Origin of the sequence: Vibrio brasiliensis LMG 20546 (assembly GCF_000189255.1) — a bacterium.
Classification (GTDB): domain Bacteria; phylum Pseudomonadota; class Gammaproteobacteria; order Enterobacterales; family Vibrionaceae; genus Vibrio; species Vibrio brasiliensis.
The window spans coordinates 1-9899 of the sequence record NZ_AEVS01000112.1 but is presented as its reverse complement, the minus strand read 5'-3'; the positions used below and the strand labels follow the sequence as shown (position 1 = coordinate 9899).

12 protein-coding genes are annotated in these 9899 nt (G+C 45.6%); 9 read left to right on the top strand and 3 right to left on the bottom strand.

Annotated features, from left to right (window positions below):
- Nucleotides 1–19: 19 nt before the first annotated feature.
- Nucleotides 20–490: an EVE domain-containing protein gene (locus tag RH46_RS20735; protein WP_006881486.1), complete on the top strand. Its 471-nt coding sequence runs from the start codon at nucleotides 20–22 to the stop codon at nucleotides 488–490.
- Nucleotides 491–535: 45 nt separating this feature from the next.
- On the opposite strand, the gene RH46_RS20730 is transcribed toward RH46_RS20735, so the two are convergent.
- Together RH46_RS20730 and RH46_RS20725 are read right to left on the bottom strand one after the other, a co-directional pair.
- Nucleotides 536–1363, bottom strand: coding sequence for a Cof-type HAD-IIB family hydrolase (locus tag RH46_RS20730; protein ID WP_006881485.1), 828 nt, complete (start codon nucleotides 1361–1363; stop codon nucleotides 536–538).
- Nucleotides 1364–1469: 106 nt separating this feature from the next.
- Nucleotides 1470–2456 (bottom strand): alpha/beta fold hydrolase, encoded by a 987-nt coding sequence (locus RH46_RS20725; RefSeq protein ID WP_006881484.1) that lies wholly within the window; start codon nucleotides 2454–2456, stop codon nucleotides 1470–1472.
- A gap of 86 nt (nucleotides 2457–2542) precedes the next feature.
- On the opposite strand from RH46_RS20725, the gene rhtB reads away from it, so the two are divergent.
- The 7 genes from rhtB to RH46_RS20690 all read left to right on the top strand — a co-directional run bounded on the left by rhtB (nucleotide 2543) and on the right by RH46_RS20690 (nucleotide 8837).
- Complete coding sequence (rhtB, locus tag RH46_RS20720; RefSeq protein WP_006881483.1) at nucleotides 2543–3160, top strand: homoserine/homoserine lactone efflux protein; 618 nt, start codon at nucleotides 2543–2545, stop codon at nucleotides 3158–3160.
- 30 nt (nucleotides 3161–3190) lie between these two features.
- Nucleotides 3191–4417, top strand: coding sequence for an EAL and HDOD domain-containing protein (locus RH46_RS20715; RefSeq protein ID WP_006881482.1), 1227 nt, complete (start codon nucleotides 3191–3193; stop codon nucleotides 4415–4417).
- Between the two features lie 105 nt (nucleotides 4418–4522).
- A complete protein-coding gene (locus RH46_RS20710; RefSeq protein ID WP_006881481.1) occupies nucleotides 4523–4864 on the top strand; it encodes a metalloregulator ArsR/SmtB family transcription factor in 342 nt (113 codons plus the stop codon).
- Between the two features lie 23 nt (nucleotides 4865–4887).
- A complete protein-coding gene (locus tag RH46_RS20705) occupies nucleotides 4888–5889 on the top strand; it encodes an ArsJ-associated glyceraldehyde-3-phosphate dehydrogenase (RefSeq protein ID WP_006881480.1) in 1002 nt (333 codons plus the stop codon).
- Nucleotides 5890–5900: 11 nt separating this feature from the next.
- Nucleotides 5901–6392: a cyclin-dependent kinase inhibitor 3 family protein gene (locus RH46_RS20700; RefSeq protein WP_006881479.1), complete on the top strand. Its 492-nt coding sequence runs from the start codon at nucleotides 5901–5903 to the stop codon at nucleotides 6390–6392.
- Between the two features lie 110 nt (nucleotides 6393–6502).
- Nucleotides 6503–7723 (top strand): organoarsenical effux MFS transporter ArsJ, encoded by a 1221-nt coding sequence (gene arsJ, locus RH46_RS20695; RefSeq protein WP_006881478.1) that lies wholly within the window; start codon nucleotides 6503–6505, stop codon nucleotides 7721–7723.
- A gap of 100 nt (nucleotides 7724–7823) precedes the next feature.
- Nucleotides 7824–8837: an acyltransferase gene (locus tag RH46_RS20690; protein WP_006881477.1), complete on the top strand. Its 1014-nt coding sequence runs from the start codon at nucleotides 7824–7826 to the stop codon at nucleotides 8835–8837.
- On the opposite strand, the gene RH46_RS20685 is transcribed toward RH46_RS20690, so the two are convergent.
- Nucleotides 8834–9163 (bottom strand): DUF2500 domain-containing protein, encoded by a 330-nt coding sequence (locus RH46_RS20685; RefSeq protein WP_006881476.1) that lies wholly within the window; start codon nucleotides 9161–9163, stop codon nucleotides 8834–8836. The two genes, RH46_RS20690 and RH46_RS20685, sit on opposite strands and share 4 nt — an antisense overlap.
- Nucleotides 9164–9433: 270 nt before the next feature.
- Here RH46_RS20685 and RH46_RS20680 point away from each other — a divergent pair, with 270 nt between their 5' ends.
- Complete coding sequence (locus RH46_RS20680; protein ID WP_006881475.1) at nucleotides 9434–9799, top strand: hypothetical protein; 366 nt, start codon at nucleotides 9434–9436, stop codon at nucleotides 9797–9799.
- The last annotated feature ends 100 nt before the right edge of the window (nucleotides 9800–9899 follow it).

Genomic DNA, 9899 nt, shown 5'->3' with positions numbered 1-9899 from the left:
GAAATTGGCGGAGTCTATTATGGCATATTGGTTATTCAAAACAGAACCAGACACCTTTTCTATTGACACTCTTCGAACACAAAACCGTTCTTGCTGGGAAGGGGTGAGAAATTATCAAGCGCGAAACATGATGCGAGATCAGGTCAAAGAGGGAGACTTGGTACTGATTTACCACTCATCGTGCAAGAAAGTTGGCGTAGCAGGTATTGCGAAAGTCGTTAAAGAAGCTTATCCAGACCACTTCGCGTTCGATCCTGAAAGTGACTACTATGATCCCAAATCGACGCCAGACAATCCGCGTTGGATAATGGTTGATATTGAGTTTGTGCGTAAAACCGAGCGTTTGATTCCGCTATCAGTCATGAAGGCGATGCCAGAGTTGGAGAATATGCCATTGGTAAAACGGGGAAATCGTTTATCGATTATGCCTGTGTCTGAGTCGGAGTGGGATGCGATTCTCGATAAAGAGAAACTGCCAAGTCAGCGCTAGATATAAATCAGGCTGCACTAAGCAGCCTGATATCCTTATCTGAAGTTAGAACAGGTGATCTTGCAGATAGTGAGCAACTGCATCATCAGCGTTACTACCAATGACTTCATTGTTAGGCAGCGCTTCTTTCACCTTATGGTGTGCTGTCTCCATGACCAGACCTTTACCCGCCATCTCCAGCATCTCAGCATCGTTCATGCCATCACCAAAAGCGATACAGTTTTCCAGAGTCAGGTTCAGTGACTTAGCAACGGCTTCCAGTGCATGACCTTTAGAGACTTCAGCCGCCATGACTTCCAGACACCATGGCGTCGAGAAAGCAATGTTGAGTTTATCACCAAACTTGTCACGCAGCTTATGCTCGAAAGTAACCAGGTGGTCATGATCCTGACTAGGGTGGGTAAAGAAGATTTTTGCGATGCCATCACAAGGTGCAGCATGTGCTTCGAAGCGTTTGTAGCTAAAGCCTGATTCACTATGGAATTTAGCCAGCATCTCGTCATCTCTGTCCAGCAGCCAATCTTCATTCTGGTACATGTGGATAAAAATATCTTGATCCTGTCTGATCTCATCGATCACAGCCTGAACTAACTCTTCAGGTACGTTCTTACTGTACATAAGCTCGTCGTTTTGATCATGAACGCGAGCACCGTTAGATGTGATCATATAAGCCGGAATACCAGCGATTTCGCGGATACCTGCAACATCGACGTGGTGGCGACCTGTTGCAAAGATAAACGTGAAGCCTTTTTCATGCAGGGCTTTCAGCGTCTGCTTAGAGAAGTCGCTTAGCTGGTGGTTAGGTGCAAGTAAAGTACCATCGAGATCTGAGGCTACAATGTGAAAAGGAGTATCTTGGCGTGCGTTGGTCATATCACCCTCGTTGTGCAGCGTGGATTCGCTGTTAGCTAGAGCGGATATTTTACTCCAATAGAAAGGGGAAAAAGAGGGTAAAGATTACCCTCAATGATTTCCTATTTTAGTGGTTTTCAAAGAAAGCTAGCGTTAGGTCGAGAGCCTGATTGCGATATTGATCTTTCTCGAATAAGAGTTCGTGTTTGGCTCCCTCAATGATCTCAAATGCGCAGTCGCTATGTGTCTTCGCCAACTTACGCATAAACTGCTGCTGGGCTTGATTAGAGACGATTTTATCTTCTCCTGCCTGCATAACGAGCAAAGGGGTATTGAGGTGGCGTGTCATCAGATAACACTGTTTACAGGCGACCAGTCCTTGCCATACCCAACGTGTGCTGGCCCCACCAATCTTCAGTTCTGAGTGCTGCTCATAAAGATCCCGGAACCAGTGGTAACGGATATCACTTTGGCTAAGCAGGTTGTCGGCAAAAGGTTTCGGATAATACGCGACTTGTCCCGGGGCGAACGTTGGTTTGGGATAAACTGCTGTCAGCAACTGACCGAGCAGAGTCGCAATTGGCTTAAGGTGCCAGGGTAGGTTGACACCATACATAGGTGCGCTTAAAGAGGCGGCATCAAATATTGAGGTTCGGGTTTGCAGGTAACGAGTGACAATATTACCGCCCATAGAGTGGCCGAGTAAGTAGCGCTTGTCGTAGTTATTTAGCTCAAAGTGGCTTATTAACTTCTCCAGATCCTGAACGTAATCTTCAAATTCCCCGACATAGCCCATTTCAGTATCATCAATCAGGCGATCAGATAACCCTTGGCCGCGATGGTCGTAGGAGTAAATATCGTAGCCTTGCTGGAATAAGTCGTAGAATAACTCCTGGTATTTTGCAGTACATTCGATTCGACCATTCACAATCACTATTGCTTTGGTGTGTTCTGGTGAACAGAACTTTATCCAGTATAAAGAGGTTTTATCGAACGATTTTAGGTAGCCCTGCTCCCTAGTTTGCCAAAAGTTGGCAATATTGCTATTGATTGCTTGCTCAAAATTCGACTCTTGAGTATAAGAAGGGGTTATGTTGGAGCTTGAATCATTCATGTAAGCTAGTAACCTGATTACGATTGATTTTTTGCGACAAAGTTAGATTATGTGTGGCTAGCTGGGTTTAGTCGAGAGGAAATAATATGGATATGCATGTTTGGCTTGCTTATGTGGTAACGGCAATTGTTTTTAGCCTTGCTCCAGGCTCTGGTACTGTGAACTCCATTAGTAATGGACTGAGCTACGGTACTCGCCACTCTTTATCAGCTATCGCAGGCCTGCAAATCGGCCTGGCTATTCATATTATTCTTGTCGGCGCAGGTATTGGCGCGCTGGTTGCTCAGTCTGCGCTCGCTTTCAGTGTGATTAAATGGGTCGGTGCGGTTTACCTGATCTGGCTTGGTATTCAAAAGTGGCGTGATCGCTCTAGCCTTAGTGCCAGTCAAAGCACTCATCAGCTTTCACGTACTAGCTTAATGCGTAAAGCGGTACTGATTAACCTGACCAACCCTAAGTCCATCGTTTTTCTAGTGGCTCTGTTTCCTCAGTTTATCGACCCAGCGCAAGATCAACTGACGCAACTGGCGGTACTTGGTATTACAACGGTAGTGATTGATTCGATTGTAATGCTAGGCTACACCAGCTTAGCCTCTCAAATGGGACGCTTTATTCGCTCAGACCGCATTATGTCTAAGATAAACAAAGTGTTCGGCTCCATGTTTATGGGTTGTGGTGCACTGCTTGCCGCGGCCAAAGCATAACGGAGTTGTTAGTTAGATATGCATAGACGGATGCGTGATACCTTTGTAGCACGCCAACCTATCCTAAATGCTAAGCGACAAACCTTAGGGTATGAGTTGCTTTTCCGTGACGGCGAAAATAACGCATACCCAAGTCATATTGAGTCTAACCGAGCGACTTATCGACTGATCGTCGAGAATTTCCTGTCGATTGGAACCAATCCAGGTCTTGTTACATCCCGCTGTTTTATTAACTTCCCTCACGAAAGTCTGGTGCGTTTGTTACCGCTATCTCTACCCAAAGAGCAAATAGTGGTCGAGATCCTTGAAACATGCACTCCCAATGATGAGCTCTACGCTGCTGTGCAGGAAATCCATGCTAATGGCTATCTGATTGCACTGGATGATTTTGTCTACAAGCCTGAATGGGAGCGGTTTCTCCCTTTTGTTCAGATCGTAAAAATCGACATCATGGCGACCGGACTGGAAGAATCTTGTGCGTTGATTAAAGAACGCCTTGCGATGGGAGTAAAACGAAAATTTCTCGCAGAACGTGTTGAGACTGAAGCTGAGTTTATTGCGACACGTTCTGCTGGTTTTAGCTTTTTTCAGGGCTACTTTTTCAGTAAACCTCAGATAGTTCGCCAACGTTACGTTAGCCCTGATCAGATGATTGCGATGGAGTTATTTCGCGCGGTATGTCAGCCAGAGGTGGACTTTGAGCAGATTGAAAACATTGTCGCGCGAGATGTTGCGTTGTCGTATAAATTGCTGCGTTTCGTCAACACCATGTCTAACCGGATTGAAGTGCCTATCTCCTCATTTCGTCAGGCGTTGGTCTACCTTGGCCAGGACAAACTAAAGATATTTGTTTCACTAGCGGTGGCTTCATTTGTTTCGGCTAACAAGCCAAAAGAGATTTACGCACTATGCCTCCAGCGCGCGCAATTTTTTCTTTTGATGTCCGACGACAATCCCTTTGATCAACTCCGTGATCAGGCGTTTATTATCGGGCTGTTTTCTATGCTTGATGCCTTGCTAGATATGCCTTTACAGGAGTTAGTGGACCAACTGCCGTTATGTAAAGCCATCAAACTTGCTCTGCTGGAAAGGGAAGGCCCCTACGGGACCTTATTGCGCCTGGAAGAGTGCTACGAGAGTGCAGACTGGAACGGCATGGAGTCGGCCTGCCAACAACTTAATCTATCAATTAATGAAGTCATGCCGCGAATTAATCAGGCACAACGCTGGAGTCAGGATCTGATTAAGGTCTTTTAAGCCCCCCATCCATTAATGAAACTTTTATGACAATCGTCATTTCACTCTTGATCTACTCCGTCAAATAAATAAACATATACGTATATCCATATATGAGTATGTTTTATGTTGCCTCACCAGTTTTTCAAATTGCTTTCTGATGAAACTCGCGTTCGATGCCTGATGCTGATTATGCGCGAAGAGTGCTTATGTGTCGGTGAACTGACCGAGGCTCTGCAAGAGAGCCAGCCAAAGATTTCACGTCACCTTGCTCAGTTGCGTTCAAATGGAATCTTAGTCGATGTGCGACAGGGGCAGTGGGTGTTTTATCGTTTAGCCAAAGACTTACCGGGATGGATGAACAAATTGATCGATGATTTGGTGGCTTCCAACTGCCTGAAAACCGAATACCAGCAAGATATTGAGAGACTTCATGCTATTCAGTCTCGCCCTGTCTGCTGCCCATAGTTTGAAAATAAAGAGATAGAGTTATGACAATTAAAGTAGGTATTAACGGTTTCGGCCGTATTGGACGTTTAGCCCTTCGCGCGGCATTTGACTGGCCTGAGCTGGAGTTTGTTGTGATTAATGATGTCGCTGGGGATGCTGCAACTCTGGCTCACCTTCTTGAGTTCGATTCAGTACAAGGTCGCTGGCACCATGAAGTTGCTGTAGATGGCAACGCAATGCTGATTAACGGTAAATCCATTCGCACCACTCAAGAGAAAGAAATTGATGCGATTGATTGGTCTGAATGTGATGTGGTTATTGAAGCGACGGGCGTCCATCGCAAAACATCTTTTCTAAACAAGTATCTGGAGCAAGGTGTGAAACGTGTCGTTGTTTCTGCTCCGGTAAAAGAGCCAGGTGTTGCTAACATCGTCGTTGGCGTTAACGATGAAATCTTCGATCCTGCTGTGCACAAGATAGTGACTGCTGCGTCTTGTACTACCAACTGCATCGCGCCTGTAGTTAAAGTTATTCATGAAAAGCTGGGTATCGAACAATCTTCTTTCACCACTATTCATGACTTAACCAACACTCAAACGATTCTTGATGCACCCCATAAAGATCTACGTCGTGCTCGCGCGTGCGGCATGAGCCTGATCCCTACGACTACGGGAAGTGCGACGGCGATTGTAGAGATCTTCCCTGAACTGAAAGGCAAAATTAATGGTCACGCGGTTCGTGTGCCATTAGCTAACGCATCTCTAACCGATATTATTTTTGATGTTAAGCGTGACACTACGGCGGAAGAAGTGAATGCGTTACTTAAAGAAGCCTCTCAAGGTGAACTACAAGGCATTCTCGGTTTTGAAGAGCGACCTCTGGTGTCTATCGATTATAAAGGTGATCAGCGTTCGACTATTGTTGATGCTCAATCAACTATGGTTGTTGGTACTCGCATGGTAAAAATCTATGCTTGGTACGACAATGAAATGGGCTACGCAACACGAACTGCTGAGCTGGTTCGTAAAGTTGGTCTGGCATAAGGAGAGCGACAATGACACATCCTACTTGGCAACTTGATTTAGATTGCGGCGCTTTGGTTCTAACACCATGTCCGGGAACAAAGGGGATCGATCTAGACACATCACTTGCTCAGCTTAAAGAGCAAGGTGTTGAGGCGATCGTAACAGCATTAGATAGCGCTGAACTGGCAAGTAAAGACGTTGCAGCACTTGGTGAGAAAACTCAGCAGTTGGGCATGCAGTGGTTCCAGATCGAGATCGAAGATGACTGTGCTCCTGGTGACGCTTTTGCTGCTAAGTGGCAGCAAGCAAGCCCGACGCTGCATCAGATAGTTGATAATGGTGGCAAAGTGGCAATGCATTGCATGGGAGGTTCTGGTCGAACAGGCCTGTTTGCAGCTCACCTTCTACTAGAGAAAGGCTGGTCGCTGGACGAGATTATTAGCCGAGTTCAGGCTCTTCGTCCGGGGGCATTCACGAAGCAAGTTCAAGTTGACTACATCAAGGCCGTTGCTGAGAAATAGTCGCTCAAAGAGCTTTTGGATCATGGCTGTCCAAAAGCTCTCATTACTCTACTTTTTGCAGCTGTGCTCTTTACGGAGCTTAGGTTGCGAGTAAAAAGGTTAGGTTGTTTATGTTTGCAAACCTGAGCAAAAGTGTTCGCCAATATATGTTGGTAACGTTCAATTACTGGAACTTCACCATTACTGACGGCGCGCTGAGAATGCTGGTGGTGCTCTATTTCCATAGCCTTGGCTACAGCACACTGGAAATTGCTTCGCTATTTTTGTTCTATGAGTTTTTTGGCGTAGTTACCAATCTCATCGGTGGCTGGCTTGGAGCACGTCTTGGTTTGAACAAAACCATGAATATTGGCCTTGGAATGCAGATCTTCGCTTTGGCCATGCTTGCTGTGCCTACCAGTTGGTTGACGATACCTTGGGTGATGCTCGCTCAAGCGCTGTCGGGAATTGCTAAAGATCTTAACAAGATGAGTGCTAAAAGCTCGATTAAGACTCTGGTTCCGGATGAGCAGCAAGGCTCGCTTTATAAGTGGATTGCTATTCTTACCGGCTCTAAGAATGCACTCAAAGGGGCGGGCTTCTTTATCGGGGGGTTACTGCTATCGTTAGTCGGTTTCAAATATGCAGTTCTCATCATGGCTGGTGTGCTGACCTTGGTCTTTATCGGAAGTCTGATTGGTCTTGAGAGTGATTTAGGAAAAGCGAAAACTAAGCCTAAGTTTAAGCAGATTTTCTCTAAGTCAGAATCGATCAATATTTTGTCTGCAGCACGTATGTTCCTCTTCGGTGCACGAGATGTTTGGTTCGTGATTGCGCTACCTATTTATCTGGGCAGTGTATTTGGTTGGGATCACTTGTGGGTAGGTGGCTTCTTAGCTTTGTGGACCATCGCTTACGGTGTAGTACAAGGACTTGCGCCTAAGATTACCGGCAAGGCAGAAGGTAAAGTACCTGATGGTCATGCTGCGATGCTTTGGGCTGCTGGACTGGCGGTTGTGACGGGTTTGATCGCTTATGCAGTACAAGTTGGCTGGCAACCGGAATTAGTTATTGTCGGTGGCCTGATGGTATTTGGCGCTATTTTTGCGGTTAACTCGTCATTGCACTCTTACCTGATTGTTAGCTATGCCAAAGGCGACGGTGTGTCACTCGATGTCGGCTTTTACTATATGGCTAATGCCATGGGACGCTTGGTTGGCACGATACTATCCGGTTGGGTGTTTCAGATGGCTGGTCTTGCGGCGTGTTTATGGGTGTCATTTGCGTTCTTAGCACTGACGACATTGATATCTTTGAAGTTACCTAAGCTTAAACAAATCGCGACTGCTTAGTCATTACGAGACGCTTTCATGACTAAAAGCTGACCAAGGTTGTACTTTGGTCAGCTTTTTTATTGCTATATTCAGGAAGTTAGATTGCTGAGGTAGCGGAATGAGAGAAAGAGTCCAGTTTTTTGATTTGCTGCGATGTGTCGCTGCGGTGGCGGTGATCGCAATCCATGTGCTTGCTCCTTACCGACATGAGTTGGGACAAATCCCATTTGACCAGTGGGCGACAGCGGTGAGTGTTAATAGTGTCACGCGCTGGGCTGTGCCAGTATTTATCCTTATAACGGGCGCCTTGATGTTGAGCGATACCCGCCCGTTTGATCTTAAATATTATGTCCGTCGGCGGTTAGGAAAAGTGCTATTGCCCTTTATTGTCTGGTCTCTATTCTATGCATTTTTGGGCGGATGGAGTCTTGATGGGTTTAACGGGCAGCAGACTCAGAGTTTGCTGGACAACAGTTTATCTCACGCAACCTATTATCACCTTGGGTTCTTCTACTATTTCATTCCGCTCTATTTCGTTATTCCGTTTTTTCAATTCGTGATTAGACATTACGGTGAAAGCTCACTGTATGCATTTGTTGCTATTTGGCTAACAACCACTCTGCTCTATTTATCTGGAATTGATGGTTTTTGGAGTAATGAGCTGTGGCTCTATAGTGGATATCTACCGTTAGGCTACCTGCTTTACCAGCGAGTGCCATTGAGTAAAGCGTATGTGATGATTTTTACCTTGTTAGGTGCCGCAGCTCTGTTTACCACAGGCTTTATGGTGATCACTAACAGTATTGCGGCAGAGCAATACACGGTAGGACGCTGGCTCTCTTACAAAACGCTTAATGTGGTAATGGCCGCCAGCATGGTGTTTATGTTGTGTCGTTACTTTGGTGAGGGGTTATCTGCACAAGCGAACAAAGTGATAGGCTTTATCAGTAGCCACAGCCTTGGCATATATATTCTCCACCCGATTTTTCTGTGGCCGATGAAAGAGTTTGCCTGGTATCAGGGCCACCCGCTTTGGGTCATTCCTTTATGGGTGGTAATGAGTGGGGCGGGAGCTCTCGCTTTAAGCTGGTTGTTGGCTAAATCGACTTATACGCGTTGGCTGCTGCCTTAGCGTTTGATTGCAAAATGAAGGAATTTGCCGCCTTGGTAAGTTAGCGTGCCTTGATCGCCTGGATTTAGGGCGTGGAAGTAGTGGATACCGACCTGAAATTCTCGCTTGGGACCGATTCTGCCTTTTTGTACGTAGATCCAATATTCTTGGTCATCCTGGCCCGGTTGCGCGTCTTCAATAGCGATCGCTTGCTTATCAAGTACTGTCACTTCGACGCTTTGTTCCGGGGCATTTTCACCCTGAATGTGCTTACGATAGAAATGAACAAAAGCCCAGCCACTGACAAGAGCAAACAGAGCGATAGCAACGAAGAGTGTTAAAGGCATAATACTTGGTCCTTTTTTCCAAACAGCGTCATTTTAGCGTTATTTGGCTAGAGATTCTGGGCACGGCTCTTGCTGTAAAAACAAAAGGGCTTGAGCGAATGGTTTTTTCGAGTCATATCACATCCGATACTAGATTTGTCCCATGATGTGATCCTGTATTTAGCTATTGATTCATTTACATAAATTCACTTGCAACTTATAGAAAAAATGGGACAGTAGATAGAACAAGTAACAATTACCCCCTAAACTTAGTAGCGATGGAGGGAATATATGTCTGATATTGAAAAAGTGGTCACTCGAACACGTAAGATCGAGAAGCTTCTTCGGACGCAATATCATGCTGACGGTAAGGGACTGCATCAACTCATCACTAGTTGTGAAGAGAGACTTCCCCACGACGTGATCGGTAAGCTGAGATATATCGCGACGATCCGTAATAAAATCGTTCATGAAGAAGACTACAAGTTAGATAGCCGTAAGGAATTTCTGGCGACTTGTGATGAATGTGAAAAGGAGCTTACTCCAAGAAGTAGCCGATTCATCTGGCGCGCTGCTATCACTTTGATGACGTTAATCACTCTGGCAGCACTGCTTTTCTATTATGCTCACTGGGATGTGTTGTCGAAGCATTTGTAGAGAAAGCGCTAAAAATTGCCTTTATATATCATGAGTTAAACTTAGTCAGTCAGTCTGTTTTTAAACCAAACTGATGACTTTAGACCCAATAAAAACAAAA

Excerpts from the sequence above, each read along its gene's own strand:
- RH46_RS20735 (WP_006881486.1), top strand. The coding sequence starts at position 20 with ATGGCATATTGGTTATTCAAAACAGAACCAGACACCTTTTCTATTGAC.
- RH46_RS20730 (WP_006881485.1), bottom strand. The coding sequence starts at position 1,363 with ATGACCAACGCACGCCAAGATACTCCTTTTCACATTGTAGCCTCAGAT.
- RH46_RS20725 (WP_006881484.1), bottom strand. The coding sequence starts at position 2,456 with ATGAATGATTCAAGCTCCAACATAACCCCTTCTTATACTCAAGAGTCG.
- rhtB (WP_006881483.1), top strand. The coding sequence starts at position 2,543 with ATGGATATGCATGTTTGGCTTGCTTATGTGGTAACGGCAATTGTTTTT.
- RH46_RS20715 (WP_006881482.1), top strand. The coding sequence starts at position 3,191 with ATGCGTGATACCTTTGTAGCACGCCAACCTATCCTAAATGCTAAGCGA.
- RH46_RS20710 (WP_006881481.1), top strand. The coding sequence starts at position 4,523 with ATGTTGCCTCACCAGTTTTTCAAATTGCTTTCTGATGAAACTCGCGTT.
- RH46_RS20705 (WP_006881480.1), top strand. The coding sequence starts at position 4,888 with ATGACAATTAAAGTAGGTATTAACGGTTTCGGCCGTATTGGACGTTTA.
- RH46_RS20700 (WP_006881479.1), top strand. The coding sequence starts at position 5,901 with ATGACACATCCTACTTGGCAACTTGATTTAGATTGCGGCGCTTTGGTT.
- arsJ (WP_006881478.1), top strand. The coding sequence starts at position 6,503 with ATGTTTGCAAACCTGAGCAAAAGTGTTCGCCAATATATGTTGGTAACG.
- RH46_RS20690 (WP_006881477.1), top strand. The coding sequence starts at position 7,824 with ATGAGAGAAAGAGTCCAGTTTTTTGATTTGCTGCGATGTGTCGCTGCG.
- RH46_RS20685 (WP_006881476.1), bottom strand. The coding sequence starts at position 9,163 with ATGCCTTTAACACTCTTCGTTGCTATCGCTCTGTTTGCTCTTGTCAGT.
- RH46_RS20680 (WP_006881475.1), top strand. The coding sequence starts at position 9,434 with ATGTCTGATATTGAAAAAGTGGTCACTCGAACACGTAAGATCGAGAAG.